At 38.4% G+C, this 17,733-nt stretch carries 15 protein-coding genes; 8 read left to right on the top strand and 7 right to left on the bottom strand.

Features of this window, described 5'->3' with window-relative positions:
* Position 1 precedes the first annotated feature (1 nt).
* Together P7V56_RS11455 and P7V56_RS11450 are read right to left on the bottom strand one after the other, a co-directional pair.
* A complete protein-coding gene (locus tag P7V56_RS11455; protein ID WP_171221950.1) occupies positions 2-634 on the bottom strand; it encodes a hypothetical protein in 633 nt (210 codons plus the stop codon).
* 31 nt (positions 635-665) lie between these two features.
* Positions 666-1,511: a transketolase gene (locus P7V56_RS11450; protein ID WP_171221949.1), complete on the bottom strand. Its 846-nt coding sequence runs from the start codon at positions 1,509-1,511 to the stop codon at positions 666-668.
* A gap of 230 nt (positions 1,512-1,741) precedes the next feature.
* On the opposite strand from P7V56_RS11450, the gene P7V56_RS11445 reads away from it, so the two are divergent.
* The 7 genes from P7V56_RS11445 (at position 1,742) to P7V56_RS11415 (ending at position 9,636) form a co-directional block, all read left to right on the top strand.
* Positions 1,742-2,146, top strand: a complete 405-nt coding sequence (locus P7V56_RS11445) for a response regulator (protein ID WP_171221948.1) — start codon at positions 1,742-1,744, stop codon at positions 2,144-2,146.
* 193 nt (positions 2,147-2,339) lie between these two features.
* Positions 2,340-3,470: a tRNA guanosine(34) transglycosylase Tgt gene (tgt, locus tag P7V56_RS11440; protein WP_171221947.1), complete on the top strand. Its 1,131-nt coding sequence runs from the start codon at positions 2,340-2,342 to the stop codon at positions 3,468-3,470.
* Between the two features lie 72 nt (positions 3,471-3,542).
* The gene (locus P7V56_RS11435) at positions 3,543-4,628 is read left to right on the top strand and encodes an LptF/LptG family permease (RefSeq protein ID WP_171221946.1); all 1,086 of its coding nucleotides are present in this window, start codon (positions 3,543-3,545) and stop codon (positions 4,626-4,628) included.
* Positions 4,615-5,544, top strand: a complete 930-nt coding sequence (locus P7V56_RS11430) for a DMT family transporter (protein ID WP_171221945.1) — start codon at positions 4,615-4,617, stop codon at positions 5,542-5,544. Before P7V56_RS11435 ends, P7V56_RS11430 begins: the two co-directional genes overlap by 14 nt.
* A 105-nt stretch (positions 5,545-5,649) precedes the next feature.
* Positions 5,650-6,603, top strand: a complete 954-nt coding sequence (locus tag P7V56_RS11425) for an acetyl-CoA carboxylase carboxyltransferase subunit alpha (protein WP_171221944.1) — start codon at positions 5,650-5,652, stop codon at positions 6,601-6,603.
* A gap of 140 nt (positions 6,604-6,743) precedes the next feature.
* Positions 6,744-8,291: a replicative DNA helicase gene (gene dnaB / locus P7V56_RS11420; RefSeq protein ID WP_171221943.1), complete on the top strand. Its 1,548-nt coding sequence runs from the start codon at positions 6,744-6,746 to the stop codon at positions 8,289-8,291.
* 85 nt (positions 8,292-8,376) lie between these two features.
* The gene (locus P7V56_RS11415; protein WP_171221942.1) at positions 8,377-9,636 is read left to right on the top strand and encodes an asparagine synthetase B; all 1,260 of its coding nucleotides are present in this window, start codon (positions 8,377-8,379) and stop codon (positions 9,634-9,636) included.
* A 236-nt stretch (positions 9,637-9,872) separates the two neighbouring features.
* Here P7V56_RS11415 and P7V56_RS11410 read toward each other — a convergent pair whose 3' ends face one another.
* From P7V56_RS11410 to P7V56_RS11400, 3 genes are read right to left on the bottom strand one after another with little or no spacing between them, the layout of a single operon-like run.
* Entirely contained in the window at positions 9,873-12,005 is a 2,133-nt protein-coding gene (locus tag P7V56_RS11410; RefSeq protein ID WP_171221941.1) for a S9 family peptidase, read from the bottom strand.
* 57 nt (positions 12,006-12,062) lie between these two features.
* Complete coding sequence (locus tag P7V56_RS11405; protein WP_171221940.1) at positions 12,063-12,524, bottom strand: DinB family protein; 462 nt, start codon at positions 12,522-12,524, stop codon at positions 12,063-12,065.
* A 10-nt stretch (positions 12,525-12,534) separates the two neighbouring features.
* Positions 12,535-12,993, bottom strand: coding sequence for a DinB family protein (locus tag P7V56_RS11400; RefSeq protein ID WP_171221939.1), 459 nt, complete (start codon positions 12,991-12,993; stop codon positions 12,535-12,537).
* A 125-nt stretch (positions 12,994-13,118) separates the two neighbouring features.
* Here P7V56_RS11400 and P7V56_RS11395 point away from each other — a divergent pair, with 125 nt between their 5' ends.
* Positions 13,119-13,907, top strand: coding sequence for a hypothetical protein (locus tag P7V56_RS11395; protein WP_171221938.1), 789 nt, complete (start codon positions 13,119-13,121; stop codon positions 13,905-13,907).
* A 67-nt stretch (positions 13,908-13,974) separates the two neighbouring features.
* Here P7V56_RS11395 and cphA read toward each other — a convergent pair whose 3' ends face one another.
* Both cphA and P7V56_RS11385 read right to left on the bottom strand, forming a co-directional pair.
* Positions 13,975-16,593: a cyanophycin synthetase gene (cphA, locus tag P7V56_RS11390; RefSeq protein ID WP_171221937.1), complete on the bottom strand. Its 2,619-nt coding sequence runs from the start codon at positions 16,591-16,593 to the stop codon at positions 13,975-13,977.
* A gap of 250 nt (positions 16,594-16,843) precedes the next feature.
* Entirely contained in the window at positions 16,844-17,719 is an 876-nt protein-coding gene (locus P7V56_RS11385) for an alpha/beta fold hydrolase (protein WP_171221936.1), read from the bottom strand.
* Positions 17,720-17,733 lie beyond the last annotated feature (14 nt).

Raw genomic sequence — 17,733 nt, 5'->3', positions numbered from 1 at the left:
TTTAAATTTTTATTTTGAAATCAATGGTTTTGAAATCAATTAGTTTGTAAAAGTGTAACTCTTTATTATCCTCTATAAAATTAACTTCGCTAAATAAATCTTCGTTTTCTAATTTGAATTTAGCACACCGCAATGGGAATATCAATCGAGGAAAACTGAAATGCTGATTTTTAGTTACGTTAGTTGGTTTTGTATAAATAATACATTCATTTATAACTTTTTTCTTCTTCTTGTTTTTATACCTTGTGATTTTAATTACCTTAACACCATTAATTGTAACATATTCTACGTTGTACTTATTAGTGTAATTTTCACAATCAATAATTTCTAATGCTTTCCCCTTGTCAACTACGAGACTATTATCAACCTCTAATTTTTCATTGATATTATGAATTTGAAAATCCTCCTTTTTAACAAAATCAATGATAGATTCATACCATATTTTATTATTTTTTATCAGGATTCTTAAAACATAATCTTCTGTTGCAGAATTTCCAAGGGTAATTATTTTTTGTGATAAAGTATCATTTTCGTGTTGACGGTATTCATAGGTTGACATATAATCAAAGTGATATTCCTGTGAAAAAACATTTTGCCCTATAAAGAACAATAGTATCCATAGAATCTTTCTCATCTGATTACTGCCAAAAGACCATTGACCACTATTAATAATCTCCTAAAGTCTCAGCATTCTGTGCCAAACCAACAGCCAATTGGTCATTGTTTGGCGCTTTTCCGTGCCAAGCGTGAGTGTGCATCATAAAATCAACACCGTTACCCATTACCGTGTGCAATAATACACAAACCGGTTTTCCTTTACCTGTTCTGCTTTTTGCTTCTTCCATTCCTGCAATGATAGCTTCAATGTTGTTGCCTTCTTTGATTTCCAATACATCCCAGTCAAAAGCTTCGAACTTGGCTTTTAAATTACCCATGCTCAATACTTCCTCTGTAGAACCGTCAATTTGCTGTCCGTTGTAATCCACTGTGGCAATTAAGTTGTCTACCTTTTTTGCTGAAGCATACATAATAGCTTCCCAGTTTTGCCCTTCTTGCAATTCTCCGTCACCGTGAAGGGAATAAATAAGATTAGGGTCGTTGTTCAATTTTTTAGCTTGGGCCGCACCAATAGCAACCGACAAACCTTGACCTAACGATCCCGAAGCGATTCTTACACCCGGTAATTGGTCATGAGTTGTTGGATGTCCTTGTAAACGCGTGTTCAACTTTCTGAAGGTTGCCAATTCTGACACCGGAAAATAACCCGAACGGGCCAAAACACTGTAGTAAACAGGAGAAATGTGACCATTCGATAAGAAGAATAAATCCTCACCGATGCCGTTCATTTCAAATTCAGGGTTTCTTTTCAATAAGTGTTGGTATAACACCGTGAAAAATTCGGCACAGCCCAATGAACCACCCGGATGTCCCGAGTTTACGGCATGTACCATACGCAAAATGTCTCTGCGAACTTGTGTTGTGAAATCTTGTAAATGTTGTGTGTTAGACATTATAAATAGATATAAATTATTGGGCTCAAAAGTAATTCTATTTTTTGCAAGCCGCAAAAGTTTTATAAATTAGTTATCAAAGGGTTATTAATAATAAATTTAAGCAGAACAACTTAGGGCATAGATTGAAATAAATTGTGTTTTTAAGGTTGGAATTTTATAAAAATACCAAATTATTATGTAACGCTGCTCTTTTGATTTTCAAGTAGTTTTATAAAAAAAATAGAAATATGGAAAAATCACAAACAATCTTCTATTTAGACGATGACGATGAAGATTTAGACTTCTTCAAAGAAGTAGCGGAAGAATTAGGACACAAGGTTAGAGGCTTCTCCGAAGGGAGAATTATGCTCTTGGTATTGGAGACCGAATTGAAAAAACCCGATATTATTTTTTTAGATGTGCATATGCCCATACTCAATGGCCAAGAAATCTTGGAAATCATTAAAAAGTCGGATACACTCAAAACGATACCTATTGTAATGGTCTCGGGTGCATATCCCAAAAAGTTAGTCAAACATTTTAACGATTTAGGGGTTAATTATTTGATGAAAAAGCATCATGTTCGCGATTATAAAGAGGCTTTAGAAGAAGTACTCAATACCCATTTGACCAATTGTAAAATGACTTCTTAAAAACTGTCTTTTAGTCATAGATAAAGCATACCAAAGGTATGGATAGTGTATGAAAAATCACTACCAATTCTATTTGCCAAACAATTAATTATACACTCTCATCCGCATTTGTTAAATAAAATCCTAAATCCTATCCTGAAGTGTCGGGACTAAATCTTAATTCTGTTATCTTTGCGAGCTGTAAATTACCCTTATGAAATTTGATTTATTAGCCAAAGATCCTAATTCAAGCGCGCGTGCCGGAAGTATTACCACCGATCATGGCGTGATTGAAACGCCTATATTTATGCCCGTTGGAACCGTAGCTTCCGTAAAAGGAGTACACCAACGAGAACTGAAAGAAGAAATCAATCCCGATATTATTCTGGGAAATACTTACCATTTATACCTTCGCCCGCAAACCGATATTCTTGAAAAAGCCGGCGGATTGCATAAGTTCATGAATTGGGACAGAAACATCTTAACCGATAGCGGTGGTTACCAAGTCTATTCACTTTCAGCCAATAGAAAAATCAAAGAAGAAGGCGTAAAATTCAAATCCCATATCGACGGCTCATACCATGTGTTTACACCCGAAAATGTCATGGAAATACAGCGTACCATTGGAGCCGATATCATTATGGCTTTTGATGAATGTACTCCTTATCCATGTGATTATCGTTATGCCCAACGTTCAATGCACATGACACATCGTTGGTTAGACCGATGCATCAATCACTTGGAAAAGTTGCCATTCAAATACGGATATGAACAAACCTTTTTTCCAATAGTTCAAGGAAGTACTTATAAAGATTTGCGAGCGCAATCGGCTGAATATATTGCCAATGCAGGAGCGCAAGGAAATGCCATTGGGGGTTTATCTGTAGGGGAACCGGCCGAAGAAATGTACGCCATGACCGAAGTCGTTACCGCCATTTTACCCCATGACAAACCAAGGTATTTAATGGGCGTAGGAACACCAATCAATATTTTAGAGAATATCGCTTTGGGAATTGATATGTTTGATTGTGTGATGCCAACCCGTAACGCCCGAAACGGAATGTTATTCACCGCTAACGGAACCATTAATATCAAAAACAAAAAGTGGGAAGCAGATTTCTCTCCGATAGACGAAATGGGAATCACTTTTGTCGATACCGAGTATACTAAAGCTTATTTACGTCATTTATTTGCTGCGAATGAATATTTAGGAAAACAAATTGCCACCATTCACAACTTAGGATTCTATATGTGGTTGGTTCGTGAAGCCAGAAAACATATCTTAGCCGGAGATTTCAGAACCTGGAAAGACATGATGGTAAAACAAATGAGCCAAAGACTATAGTTGATTCGGTATTTTGGTTATTCGGTGATTAGTAAATCCGAATAACCAAATTATCAAATAACCAAATACACAATGTTAAAAATAATTGACAAATACATCCTCAAACGATATTTAGCTACATTTTCGGTAATGTTGCTGATGTTTATTCCTATCGGAATTGTGATTGATGTTTCGGAAAAAGTCAACAGAATGATTGAAAACCAAGCACCTTTTAATGAAATTGCTTGGTATTATCTCGACTTTACGATTTATTTTGCCAATTTATTATTTCCCATATTTCTGTTTCTTTCAGTGATTTGGTTTACCTCGAAATTGGCCAACAATACCGAAATCATAGCCATCTTAAGTTCGGGAATTTCCTTTACAAGATTCATGCGACCTTACATTGTTGGCGCTACTATAGTTTCTTTTTTTGCTTTAATCATGAGTGTGTATTTGGTACCTAGTGCCAGTGCCGGATTTAAGAATTTTAGGTACAAATACCTTATCGGTAACGGACAAAATGAAATGCGTGATAATTCAGATGTTTTCCGCCAAATCAGTAAAGACGAATACTTGTTTGTAAGCGGTTATAATGAAGTCAGTAAAATGGCATTCAACTTCTCTATGGAAAAGTTTGAAGGTGATAAACTAAAGTACAAACTAATAGCCAGCCGCATCAAATGGAATGAAAAAACTAAGAACTATACACTCTTTAGTTACAGCAAAAGAAAAGTAGGTGAGTATGGAGATATCATTGAACGCGGAGAAAAAAAAGATACTATTTTTAATTTTGATTTAGAAGATTTAACGCCTTTGGTTTACATAGCAGAAACTTTACCTTTAAATGAGTTGCACAAGTTCATCGATAAAGAAAAAGCCCGCGGTTCTTCTAACATCAATACTTATTTGGTAGTGTTGTACAAAAAATACAGTATACCGGTTTCCGCTTTTATTCTGACAATTATAGCAGTGGCCGTTTCGGCTATGAAACGCCGAGGCGGAATGGGAGCCAACCTCGCTATTGGAATTGTTTTAGCCTTCGCCTTTGTCTTTTTGGATAAGGTTTTTGGGGTATTGGCCGAAAAATCTACAGCACCGCCTTTGCTCGCGGTTTGGACACCTAACATCGTTTTCGGACTCCTAGCCATTTATCTTTTAAGAAATGCCAAACGATAATATCAAAAGCTATTTACACCTTCATTTGATTGTATTCATCTGGGGATTTACCGCCATACTCGGAGCCTTAATAACCCTTGATGCGCTTCCTTTGGTTTGGTTCCGAATGTTATTTGCTGTTGGTTTTATCGCCATTTATACCTACTATAAAAAACTACCGCTTAAGGTTCCGACCAAAATCCTCTTTCAGTTCCTTTTTTCAGGTTTAATCATTGCCTTGCATTGGTTTACTTTTTTTCATGCAATAAAAATATCCAATGTTTCGATTACCTTGGCTTGTCTCTCCACCGGAGCTTTATTTGCCTCATTATTAGAGCCGATATTATACGGTAAGAAGATTGTTTGGTATGAATTACTCTCGGGACTTGTGGCCATCATAGGATTGTATTTCGTAGCTGTTTCTGCCGATACCGGAACAGAAGGAGTATGGTCTGCCATTTTTAATGGTGGCAATCAATTCTTATTCGGAATCGGTTTTGCTTTGTTGTCCGCCTTCTTGTCGGCTTTGTTTGCCGTTATCAACAGTCGGTTGGTTAAATCTTATGACGCTACTGTAATTTCTTTTTACGAACTCAGCGGTGGCGTAGTGTTTTTCTCTTTTCTCTTGTTGTTTTTCGGTAGTTTTTCGACCGATTTTTTTCAGCTTTCCGTCAAAGATTTGATCTATTTATTGATACTCAGTTCCGTTTGTACCGCTTATGCTTTTATAGCTTCAACCGCAGTAATGAAATTTTTAAGTCCGTATACTGTCATGCTGACGATTAATTTGGAACCGATATACGGTATCATCTTGGCCGTTTTAATTTTCGAAGAAAAAGAGAAAATGAGCTTTGAGTTCTACATCGGAGCCGCCATTATTCTGCTGACTGTTCTCTTAAATGCCATCATAAAAAGCAGAAAGAAAGAATTAAGTTGAGGTTAAGCAAGGTTTTTTTTGTTTAAAACTAATCCGGAAGATTTGCTTTTTATCACAATTTAAAATTTTATATTTGCTATTCGATTAAACAAAACAAACAACCCTATGGAATATTTAGATTTTGAACTTCCAATCAAAGAATTAGAAGAACAACTCGATAAATGCCAAATCATCGGTGCCGAATCAAACGTTGATGTCACCGCAACTTGTAAACAGATTGAAAAAAAATTAGAAGAAACCAAAAGGAAAATCTACAAAAACCTAACAGCTTGGCAGCGTGTTCAATTATCACGTCATCCTAATAGACCATATACTTTAGAGCATATAACCAATCTTACCAAAGGCACTTTCTTAGAAATGTTTGGCGACAGAAATTTCAAAGATGACAAAGCCATGGTTGGCGGTTTAGGTAAAATCGACGGTCAGTCGTTTATGCTTATCGGACAACAAAAAGGAATCAATACCAAAATGCGCCAATTGCGTAATTTCGGTATGGCCAGTCCTGAAGGTTATCGCAAAGCTTTGCGTTTGATGAAAATGGCCGAGAAATTCAACATTCCTGTAGTAACTTTAATTGATACTCCCGGAGCTTATCCCGGTTTAGAAGCCGAAGAACGCGGACAAGGAGAAGCCATCGCCAGAAATATATTGGAAATGGTGCGCTTAAAAGTGCCGATTATCTGTGTGATTATCGGTGAAGGTGCTTCCGGTGGTGCTTTAGGAATAGGTGTTGGAGACCGAGTTTTAATGATGGAAAATACTTGGTATTCGGTGATTTCTCCCGAATCTTGTTCGTCTATCTTATGGAAAAGCTGGGAATACAAAGAACAAGCAGCTGAAGCCTTGAAACTGACTTCTTCCGATATGAAAAAAATGAAATTGGTAGATGATGTCATTCCGGAACCATTAGGTGGCGCTCATTACGATAAAGAAACGACATTCAAAACGGTTGAACAATATATTATGAAAGCCTTTAATGAATTGAAAGATTTATCAACAGAAGAATTAGTGTCTCAAAGGATGGATAAATACAGTAAAATGGGCGAATACAAGGAATAAATTCTGACAAATTATATCTTAATCCGGAGCCCAATGGTTTCGGATTTTTTTTGGGTTGTTAACAAAAAAGACAAACTTATCAACATTGATTTTGAATAACTCAATTCCAAAATTTTTATAAAAAGAGCTACTTTCGTTTCATGGAAAATCTCAGAAATATTAACCCTATCAAAGTAGATAAAACTACCATCATCAATTTAGAGAAAGGTAAACTACCGCCACAAGCAATGGATTTGGAGGAAGCGGTTTTGGGCGCTATGATGATTGATAAAAAAGGAGTCGATGAGGTAATAGACATTCTCCAACCCGATGCCTTTTATAAAGACGCTCACAAGCATATTTTTGAAGCTATTTTTCAGTTATTCACAGATTCTCAGCCTATTGACTTGTTAACAGTTTCGGCCCAACTCAAAAAGAACGGAAAGTTAGAGTTAGCCGGTGGTGATTTTTACTTAATTCAGCTCACGCAAAAGATATCATCTTCAGCGCATATCGAGTTTCACTCACGCATTATTTTACAGAAATACATTCAGCGAAGTTTAATCAAAATTTCTTCCGAAATCATTGAAGAATCTTATGACGAATCTACCGATGTATTTGATTTACTAGACAAAGCCGAATCCAAACTATACGAAGTAACCCAAGGCAATATCAAACGCAGCTCGGAAACCGCACAAAGTTTGGTCATCCAAGCCAAAAAGCGAATCGAAGAAATCGCTAATAAAGAAGGATTAAGTGGTGTGGCTACCGGTTTTGAAAAGCTGGACAAAGTCACTTCCGGTTGGCAACCCTCAGATTTAATTATCATTGCAGCGCGTCCGGGTATGGGTAAAACTGCTTTTGTATTGTCGATGGCGCGTAATATGGCCATTGATTTTGGTCATCCTGTAGCCTTGTTTTCTTTGGAGATGTCATCCGTGCAATTAATCACCCGTTTGATTTCTTCAGAAACCGGTTTGTCTTCAGAAAAACTAAGAACCGGAAAGTTAGAAAAACATGAATGGGAGCAATTGTCTACCAAAGTAAAAGACCTAGAAAAAGCCCCATTGTATATTGACGATACGCCATCGCTTTCTATCTTCGATTTAAGAGCCAAAGCAAGACGTCTGTCGTCTCAACACGGCATCAAGATGATTATAGTCGACTACCTTCAATTGATGACCGCAGGTGGCAGCAATGGTAAAGGCGGCGGCAATCGTGAGCAGGAAATCTCCACCATTTCCAGAAACTTAAAAGCCTTAGCCAAAGAATTGGAAGTGCCGGTTATTGCGTTATCACAGTTATCGCGTGCTGTTGAAACCCGTGGTTCGAGCAAAAGGCCTTTGTTATCCGACTTACGTGAATCCGGTGCGATTGAGCAAGATGCCGATATTGTATCGTTTATTTACCGCCCGGAATACTATAAAATTGATGAATGGGATGATGATGAACAATCACCAACTGCCGGTCAGGCCGAATTCATTATTGCGAAACACAGAAATGGATCGTTAGAAAATATCCGTCTGAAATTCATCGGAAACCTTGGTAAGTTTGACAACTTAGAAGAATACGGCGGCGGATTTGACGATTTGCCTTCCCGAATGAACAGCGATGACAATCCGTTTTTCACGAAAAATCTCCCATCAGCGAATGAAGCCTTCGGAAGTAATATCAATTCCAATGACGATGACAGTGATGTTCCTTTTTAAAATACTATCCCGATTAATCTCGGGATTTTTTTTATGATTTAGTTCACAGTAAATCTGTTATCTTTGGGTGGTAATATTACTTAAAATGTTTAAAAAGTCACTTTATATTTTCTTTATACTGCTTTCCTTTTCCGTTAAGGCGAATTTTTTATTATTGCCGATGGATGAAGTAGCGCAGAAAAATCACCTCAAAGCCTACGGGATTACCTATTGGGCTTTAGACAAACAGTACAAAGCGAGTTGGTTGCTCAACTACCGAGGCGGTTCTTTTTTATTGCCCGATGTGCCTGAAATTCGCAAAGAATGTCAAATCAGAGGCGTGAGTTTTGAAGTGGTAACTGATGGAGAAATGCAATCGATTTTGGAAGAAATATCGAGTCCGTCTCAAAATATGGAAACGGTAGTTTTAGAAAAGGCACCCAAAATTGCAGTTTATTCGCCACCCGGAAAACAACCTTGGGATGATGCCGTGACAATGGTGTTGACCTATGCAGAAATTCCGTTTAAAGTAGTTTATGATGAAGAAGTCTTGAGCGATCAATTGATTCTATACGATTGGCTGCACTTACACCACGAGGATTTCACCGGACAATACGGAAAATTTTACGGAGCATACCGAAATGCGCCTTGGTATATCGAACAAAAGAAAGATGCCGAAGCGTTGGCAGCCAAATTAGGTTTTCCTAAAGTTTCTCAAGAGAAATTGGCTGTGGCCAAAAAAATACGAGATTTTGTAATCGGAGGCGGTTTTATGTTCGCGATGTGTTCGGCCACAGATAGTTTTGATATTGCATTGGCTGCTGAAGGTGTTGATATTTGCGAACCGATGTTTGACGGCGATAACAGCGATGCGAATTACCAATCTCAAATTGACTACAACAAAACGTTTGCCTTCAAGAATTTTATTTTAGACAGAAAACCGGAACACTACGAGTTTTCGGATATTGACATGACAGAGAAACGACGAATTCCGTTTGAAAAAGATTATTTCACCTTAATGGAGTTTTCTGCCAAATGGGATGTGATCCCGAGTATGTTGTGCCAAAACCACACGCAATTGGTGAAAGGTTTTATGGGTCAAACTACTTCTTTCGACAGCAATTTGATTAAATCCAATGTGTTGACGTTGGGTAAAAACGAATTGAATGACGAAGCGCGTTACATTCATGGTCAAAAAGGAAAAGGATTTTTTACTTTCTATGGCGGTCATGATCCTGAGGATTACCAGCATCGAGTAGGCGATGAGCCAACAGTTCTCGACTTGCATCCAACTTCACCGGGTTTCCGTTTGATTTTAAATAATGTGTTGTTTCCGGCGGCTAGAAAGAAACCACAGAAAACTTAATAGTTTTAATCACAAATAAAAAATCCCAAACCTGCCTGCCGGCAGGCAGGTTCCAATGATTATTGTTCAGGTTTGGGATTTTTTTTAGCCCCGATTACTTCACTAATTTAACATTTGTTATCGGTGTTCAGAGAATGCTTCGCATTTGGAGCGGCATCCTTTTTCGTCTTCTCTTTATTCGCTTGTCACTGTATTCTAACTGACGAAAAAGATATAGCGGAAAGCGGGATTAGCTCCTACTTATTATTTTCAATCACATAATTCAGTACTTTTTGAATCAAATGCACGCGGTCTTTGCCGGTTACATTGTGTTTGTGCATAGGGTAAGGGAAATAATCTACCTGTTTTCCGGCTTCTACGAACTTTTTGACTAAAGATAAATTGTGTTGTTCAACAACCACATCATCGTTGGTTCCGTGGATTAAAAGCAATTTTCCTTTTAGGTTCTTTACATAATTGTATACGGTATTTTCTTCAAATCCTTTAGGGTTTTCGGTTGGTGTATCCATGTAACGCTCTCCATACATCACTTCGTACCATTTCCAATCGATTACCGGTCCGCCGGCAACGCCCACTTTAAACGTATCGGCTTTGCGCAGCATCAAAGAAGTTGTCATGAATCCTCCGTAACTCCAACCGTGAACTGCCAAGCGATTACCGTCAACATAAGGAAGCGATTTTAAATAATCGACCCCTTTTAATTGGTCATCCATTTCGTTGTTGCCTAAATTGGCGTGGATGATGCTTTCAAAAGCAAAACCTCTATTGTCAGAACCTCTGTTGTCTACGGTGAATACCAAATAACCTTGTTCCGCCATCCAATACATCCATAAATTGGCACCGTCTAAATAGGAATTGGTAATCATTTGTGCATGCGGTCCGCCGTAAACGTAAACCAATACCGGGTATTTTTTTGTTGGGTCAAAGTTACTCGGCTTAATCAAACGCGTGTATAAATCGGTAGTTCCGTCGGCGGCTTTGATGGTTTTTATTTCGGCTGTACCGATTTCGTAACCTTCGTATTTGTTTTTACTCACCAAAAGCGTTTTGGCTTTCAAGCTTTTGTCATACAACAAGGATTTCGACGGCGTATCGTGATTGGAAAATTCGTCAAAAAACCAATTTCCATCGCTACTCGGAATCACATTGTGAACCCCTTGGTCTTTGGTAATTAAGGTTTGTTTGCCTTTTAAATCGACTTTGTAAACCAACATATTCGTCGGATTTGGACCGGTGGCTTTGAAATAAATTTCGGTTCCGGCAGTATTGGTTCCGATAATATCTTTTACCACGAATGGATTATTGGTCAATTGTTTGATCAATTTGCCTTCGATAGTGTAGTAATAAAGGTTTTGAAAACCGTCTTTTTCGCTGAACCAAACAAAGTTGTTGGACTTCGCATTCGGGAAGAAAGCATCATGTTCCGGTTCAACCCAACGTGGATTTTTTTCGTTTAAAATGGTTCTGATGAAAGCGCCGGTATTGGCGTCATACAGATTTAGATTCATATCATTTTGACCGCGATTCAGTTCGGCTATCAAAACGTATTTTTCATCCGGTGTCCATGACAAGTTGGTTAAATAGTCATCTTGGTTACCTCTTGGTGTGATGAAAACTGTTTTTCCGTTGGTCAAATTGTAAATTCCAACACGTGGTTTTTCACTTTTTTGACCAATCATCGGGTATTTGATGTTGACTAATTTACCCGGTGTTTCGGTGATGTCTAATAAAGGATAATCGGCTACTTCTGTTTCGTCTTTTTGGTAGAAAGCCAAATAATTGGATTTAGGCGACCAGAAAATACCATTGCTAATCCCGAATTCGTTACGAGCAATTGATTGTCCGGATACGATGCCTTTGTTGGTTTCGTTGGTTACCGCTACTTTTTCGCCTTTACTGTTTAGAATAAACAGATTGTTTTCTTCGGTGAAAGCCAAGTTAGTTTTATTGCTGTCGAATGTATTGTTTTCTGCAGTCTCAGGCGCTTGCAATGTTTGTTTTCCGGTTTTAGTGGTTACATTATATTGGTAATATTTACCGTTTTCAGTTACCATAAAAGTGTTGGAATCAATCCATTGCAATCCGAAGAAGTTTCTTAGTTTGGTGCCCAATGCGGTATTGATGTCAGCCAAAGAGACCAATTCTACAGCGGTATCGTTGGTTGTGGAAGCCGACTTCATTTTGGTCCAAGTATCGGTATAGAATACGTATTTGTTCGTATTCGGAATCCACTGAAAACCGGTTAAGCCATCGGCTCTGAAAGCTCGACCTTGTTGCAATACGGCTTCGTCTAACGTTATTTTTTTTAATTGGGCTTGAGTAGTTAAAGCCACGAATAAACTAACGAAAAGTATAATCTTTTTGTTCATGAAGTAAAGTTTTTGTTGGGCGTAAATGTATAAAAAAAGGACAATCTTTTTTGAATATTATCCTTTGTTTATGATGTCGTTAACGATTCTTAAATGGTGTTTGGTATGCAATTTCAGAAACCAAATGGTAGCTTTCAGATTCAAATTGCCAAAAAAAGGATGGGTGAAATAACTATTTGGCGGAAGGCTTTCTAACTCAGCTATGTTTTTTTTGGCTTGTTCCAGTTTGGCTTTTAAGTCTTCCGTTGAAGCAACTTTAACTGGGGTAACAGTTTTTGGTGCTCTGACTTTGCCTCTAGGAATCGTATTGGTGATTTGAATATAGATTCGAATCCATTTGAATTGCCATTTATAATTTTCAGGAGTAGCGCTTTTGAGTTGGGTTATAACGCCGTTGATGACCAATAAACTGTGGTCTAATTGCCAACCGACGGTTGATTGTGAAACCGCAGGATTCATTTTTTCAAATTGCGGAATGTGACTTTCAATTTGTTGCAGCAATTCTTGTAGTGTTGTCATAGCAGTAAAATTATCGGCTTCCCCATTCCCATAAACCAAACTGAGTTTTTTGATCGATTGGATGTCCGGCTTGTTTAAGTGTTAGCACAATTTGTCCTCGGTGATGGCTTTCATGCGAAATCAAATAGCCAAGAAACGCGGTAGGATGAGGTTTGAACCCTTTGATTTTATTTTCGGCCAAACTTTTTTCCAGTAGTTTGGCCATGGCTTCGGCACTTTTGTGGAGTTCGGTTTGCAATATTTCCTTGTTGATTTTTACTTCTTTGTCAATTTTGAGTAAGCCTTCCAATAATTCCGGTGCTGCGGCTTTGAGCCACATGAGTCTAACATTGTGAAGATGGGCGAATTGATCACCGACTTTTCTGCCCTTAGAAGCTGAAACATCCTCCAAGGCACTTTCTTCAATCACGTCAAGTAAGTAAAGATTGATGCGGTTGTTGATATGCCAAGTCTCGAGTTGGTCTTTCATTTTTATTTATAAAAGTATACTTCAAAAGTAGTCAAATTATGTGTAATTTTTTTTAAAATAAGATTTTAAAAAGACTCCCGTTGTTTATTTTTTATTAGTTTTAAATCTTTAAAAAATCTATTTGTATGAGACTATATTCCTTATTATGTATTTGTTTGTTACTAATGCTTTCCAATTGCTCTTCATCTGAGGATGGGGTTTTTGTTTCTTCAGAGTATATGCCAGGAAAAAAAGGTAATTATTGGAAATATGATGTTTTTGGTGATCAAATTACATTTCAAAGGGATTCTTTATACATACAAAAGAATTTTAAATCAAATGAGAAATACTATTCAACTTATGATTCAAAAGGTTTTGGATTTTACACCTCCTTGATGAATGGCTCTAATGCGGTTTATAGAGATCAAGGATTTACTCAAATCAATGGGTTTGTCGATTGGCAGATTTGCGAGAATTTTATTTTTAGTGCCAATATCTTTCTAACAATTTTAAACGATACTGCAGTTCCCGGAGCAATAATTGATGTAGAGCAAAAGACAGATACAAGATTGAATTCGTTTGAGTCTGGAATAAATGATGTTAATGGAGATTATCGATTACAGACAGAATTAGATCAAGTGTTACCAACATATACAACTCCCAATGGCAATATTTACAGTGATGTTATGGTGGTTAAGCTAACTCTAAATCTTAAAATTTACAATAAGTATTTTATTGACGACGTTCCGTTAATCGACTTGTACATGGACAATCAGAATGTTATAGAATCCAAGCTCTATTTTGCAAAAGGAATTGGAATGGTATACGCTCATACTTCAAAAGAAATTCATTTTGATTCTCAGTTTGGAAATCTGCCTGTTGATTACAGTGGAATACAAGAAGAAATCTTAACAAATTTTAGAGTATTACAATAGAATATTTTTAATATTAAAATCCCAAAAACCTATTGGAATTTGGGATTGTATAGTTTGGAATTTTTAATTAAGATTCTTCATTTTCCTTATCCAAATACTCTTGAACAATTTCGATGGCGTTCGTCACAACATCGCTTAAAGCAGTGATGAAAGTTCCTTCGCCGGCGCTGTTGATGGCGTGTTTGATGGCCTCCACTTCTTTGGCAATGATTTCATGGGTAACATTTTTACCTGAGGCATTAATGCCTTCCATGATTAAACCGATGATTTCTTCTTCGGTTCTACCTCGTAAGTGTTTTTCTTGTCGGATGATGATGTGGTCAAACATTCGGGCGGCAATCATAGCACATTCTCTGATGTCTTCGTCACGGCGATCTCCAACACCGGCAATGATACCGATTTTTTTAGTGGCTTCGACTGAAGATAAAAATTCTTCTACGCCTTTATAACCCGATGGATTGTGGGCAAAGTCAATCATCACTTTGAATTTTTTGAATTCAAAAATATTCATACGACCAGGAGTTTGCGCAGCACTTGGGATAAAGGTTTGCAATGACAAACTGATGTCTTCGGTTTTGAATCCTTGTAAATAAGCGGCTAAAGTTGCAGCTAAAGCATTGGCAATCATAAATTTTGCTTTTCCACCTAAAGTCAATGGTACGTGAGTAGCGCGTTCAACCCTGATTTTCCATTCGCCTTTTTTGATGGTGATGTAACCGTTTTCATAAACGGCCACAATTTTTCCTTCTTTGGCGAATTGTTGTACTTTGGGGTTGTTTTCGTCCATGCTGAAGTAAGCGATGTTGCAGCTCAATTCGTTGGCAATTTTCAAACACTGTTCGTCTTCGGCGTTCAAAATGGCCCAACCGTCTTTTTTTACCGAACGAACAACTGTGGCTTTCACTCTGGCCAAATCATCTAAAGTATGAATGTCGGCTAAACCTAAATGGTCTTCTTGGATGTTGGTGATAATAGCGATATCACATCGGCTGAAACCCAAACCTGAGCGCAGAATTCCACCGCGAGCGGTTTCTAAAACAGCAAATTCTACCGTTGGGTCTTTCAAAATATATTCGGCCGAAAGCGGTCCGGTGGTGTCACCTTTTTCCATCATGTGGTTTTGCACATAAATCCCGTCGGAAGTGGTAAAACCTACTTTATAACCGTTGTTTTTTACAATGTGTGCCAACAATCGGGTAGTGGTGGTTTTACCGTTGGTTCCCGTAACGGCTATAATTGGTATGCGACTTGGTTTTCCGGGTGGATATAGCATGTCGATTACCGGTGCGGCCACGTTTCTCGGCAAACCTTCGCTCGGTGCTAAGTGCATGCGGAATCCCGGCGCTGCATTGACTTCTAAGATACAACCGCCGTTTTCTTTCAACGGTTGGGTTAGATTTTCCGCCATGATATCAATCCCGCAAATGTCTAAGCCGATGACTCTGGAAATTCTTTCACATAAAAAGATGTTTTCCGGGTGCATCATGTCGGTTACGTCAATGGAAGTTCCTCCGGTGCTCAAGTTGGCAGTTGATTTTAAATAAACGATTTCACCGTTTTTGGGAACCGAATCAACAGTATAGTTTAATTTTTCTAATAAGTCTAAAGTATCTCGGTCGATGTCGATTTGGGTCAAAACATTTTCGTGTCCGTAACCACGTCTCGGGTCTTTGTTGGTTTCTTCGATTAAGGTTTGGATACTGTCTTTCCCGTTGCCAACTACATGTGCCGGTTCTCTTTTGGCGGCAGCTACCAATTTATTGTCGATGACCAAAACCCTGAAATCGAAACCGGTGATGAATTTTTCAACGATGACTCTTCGGCTGTATTTTTTGGCATATTCTAATCCGGCAACGGCGTCTTCCCAAGTGACTACATTAATAGAAGCGCCTTTTCCGTGGTTGCCGTCTAAAGGTTTGATTACGATTGGATAACCTATTTTTTTGATGGTGTTTTCTAAATCTTCTTCGTCAACACAAATGCTACCGCTGGCTACCGGAATGGAAGCTAAATCGAGCATGCGTTTGGTTTCTTCTTTGTTGCACGCAATGTCGACAGCGATATTACTGGTTTTACAAGTAATGGTAGCTTGGAAGCGCATTTGGTTTACCCCGTAACCTAGCTGTACTAAGGAATTGGTGCCCAAACGAATCCACGGAATATCTCTGGCTACGGCTTCGTCTACGATACTTCCTGTTGATGGTCCGAGACGCACTCGTTCACGAATTTCACGCATTTTTTGGATGTCGGCTTCCACATCGTAGTCTTTACCGGCGATTAAGGCTTCGGCTATGGCTACTGAACTTTCGGCGGCAAACATTCCTACGCTTTCTTCGGTGTAGCTGAACACTACATTGTATACGCCGGGGGTTTTGGTTTCACGGGTTCTTCCGAAACCGGTTTCCATACCGGCTAAGGTTTGGATCTCTAAGGCGATGTGTTCTATTACATGACCCATCCAAGTACCGCGTTCTATGCGGGAAAAAAAACCGCCTCGAACTCCTTCGGAGCAGCGGTGTTCAATCATGGTGGGAAACATGGCTTCTATGCGTTCGCGAAAACCTTCTATTTTATTGGTGGGAAATTGTTCCATTTCTTCCAAATCCAATCGCATTTGGATTAGCTTTTTGCGTTGTACACTCCAAATGTTAGGTCCGCGTAAAGCTTGTATTTTTAGAATCTTCATGATTGAGAATAATTTGTAACGTTAATAGGTAATGATTTTGTTAAAAATAGGAAATATTTGTTTTTCGACGCTACTTTTTTTGCAGAAAAGCTAAAAAGATAACATCTCGTCGGAATTTTATTTTTAGACTTATTGATTTTCAGGTTTTTAAAGTTCCTGACACAAAAGGCAAACACTGTTTAGCCCCGATAGTAGCGGCTACCATGTAGCGCGAATAGCGGGAATGAGGACAACAAGAAAGCGCAAGCCTTTACGCTTCTGTAATAAAATGGACTATTTTTTGGTACAAATCCTTGTCGTGCATGCTGTGACCAAGACCTTGGGTTTCGATGTATGTTGAGTTTTTCCAAGAGGAAGCGTACATTCTGCCTTCTTCCACCAGGATGACTTTGTCGTTGATGTCGTGTGCGATGATGGCTTTTTGCGCAAAGTTTTTGGCGAATAAGTGTCCGGCAAAATCGTTGATATGGATATCGAATTTTTCCTGATAATGTTTCTCCAAGAGGTTTTTCATCTTGTTGTTAAGACTTAAAATGTTGACAAAGTTGTCGCTGATTTTTTTGAAGCTTGAGGGCGTACCCAGTAGTACGATTTTTTCGATGTGGTCGTTGGGATATTTGTGCAAATAATAAGTGATCGCCGCGCCGCCTATGGAGTGCCCGATGAGTGTTTTTGGGTTGTATTTTTGAGCTAAAATATGAATGAATTCGGCATAACGAGGTGCGTTGAATTCTTTGCCGGAGCTCAATCCGTGGCCTGGGGCATCGATGGCGATGATGGTTTTGCCTGTTGGTTTTAGTTGGTTGAGTAATTTTTTCCAGCGGGAAGCATTGCTTTCCCAGCCGTGAAGTAATAAGATGATTTGACTTTGTCCAGTTCGCCTTTGGCTCGAGTCCTCAGAGCCTTGCCAAATATAGGTTTGGAAATCTTCACCGTCGTAGTGTAAGGTTTCTTGTTGGGCACTTTGCAAAGTTTTTGGCAGTTTTCCGCTTTTGATTTTACCTTTTCGGGGTTGGCTGAAAATGGTGTAGGCGATTTCCTTGGCTTTTTCGGGATAGAAAAAACTGAGGAGGTTGATGTACAAACCAACCGATTTGGTGATTAAAAAGTAGTTGATTTTCTTCATAAAAAAATCCCGAT

This window comes from Flavobacterium sp. IMCC34852 (assembly GCF_030643905.1).
Classification (GTDB): Bacteria; Bacteroidota; Bacteroidia; order Flavobacteriales; family Flavobacteriaceae; genus Flavobacterium; species Flavobacterium rivulicola.
This window is presented reverse-complemented; position numbering and strand designations above follow the sequence as displayed.

Excerpts from the sequence above, each read along its gene's own strand:
- cphA (WP_171221937.1), bottom strand. The coding sequence starts at position 16,593 with ATGAAGATTCTAAAAATACAAGCTTTACGCGGACCTAACATTTGGAGT.
- P7V56_RS11430 (WP_171221945.1), top strand. The coding sequence starts at position 4,615 with ATGCCAAACGATAATATCAAAAGCTATTTACACCTTCATTTGATTGTA.
- P7V56_RS11405 (WP_171221940.1), bottom strand. The coding sequence starts at position 12,524 with ATGACAACACTACAAGAATTGCTGCAACAAATTGAAAGTCACATTCCG.
- P7V56_RS11455 (WP_171221950.1), bottom strand. The coding sequence starts at position 634 with ATGAGAAAGATTCTATGGATACTATTGTTCTTTATAGGGCAAAATGTT.
- P7V56_RS11385 (WP_171221936.1), bottom strand. The coding sequence starts at position 17,719 with ATGAAGAAAATCAACTACTTTTTAATCACCAAATCGGTTGGTTTGTAC.
- P7V56_RS11415 (WP_171221942.1), top strand. The coding sequence starts at position 8,377 with ATGTTTAAAAAGTCACTTTATATTTTCTTTATACTGCTTTCCTTTTCC.
- P7V56_RS11395 (WP_171221938.1), top strand. The coding sequence starts at position 13,119 with ATGAGACTATATTCCTTATTATGTATTTGTTTGTTACTAATGCTTTCC.
- P7V56_RS11400 (WP_171221939.1), bottom strand. The coding sequence starts at position 12,993 with ATGAAAGACCAACTCGAGACTTGGCATATCAACAACCGCATCAATCTT.
- dnaB (WP_171221943.1), top strand. The coding sequence starts at position 6,744 with ATGGAAAATCTCAGAAATATTAACCCTATCAAAGTAGATAAAACTACC.
- P7V56_RS11425 (WP_171221944.1), top strand. The coding sequence starts at position 5,650 with ATGGAATATTTAGATTTTGAACTTCCAATCAAAGAATTAGAAGAACAA.
- P7V56_RS11450 (WP_171221949.1), bottom strand. The coding sequence starts at position 1,511 with ATGTCTAACACACAACATTTACAAGATTTCACAACACAAGTTCGCAGA.
- tgt (WP_171221947.1), top strand. The coding sequence starts at position 2,340 with ATGAAATTTGATTTATTAGCCAAAGATCCTAATTCAAGCGCGCGTGCC.
- P7V56_RS11410 (WP_171221941.1), bottom strand. The coding sequence starts at position 12,005 with ATGAACAAAAAGATTATACTTTTCGTTAGTTTATTCGTGGCTTTAACT.
- P7V56_RS11435 (WP_171221946.1), top strand. The coding sequence starts at position 3,543 with ATGTTAAAAATAATTGACAAATACATCCTCAAACGATATTTAGCTACA.
- P7V56_RS11445 (WP_171221948.1), top strand. The coding sequence starts at position 1,742 with ATGGAAAAATCACAAACAATCTTCTATTTAGACGATGACGATGAAGAT.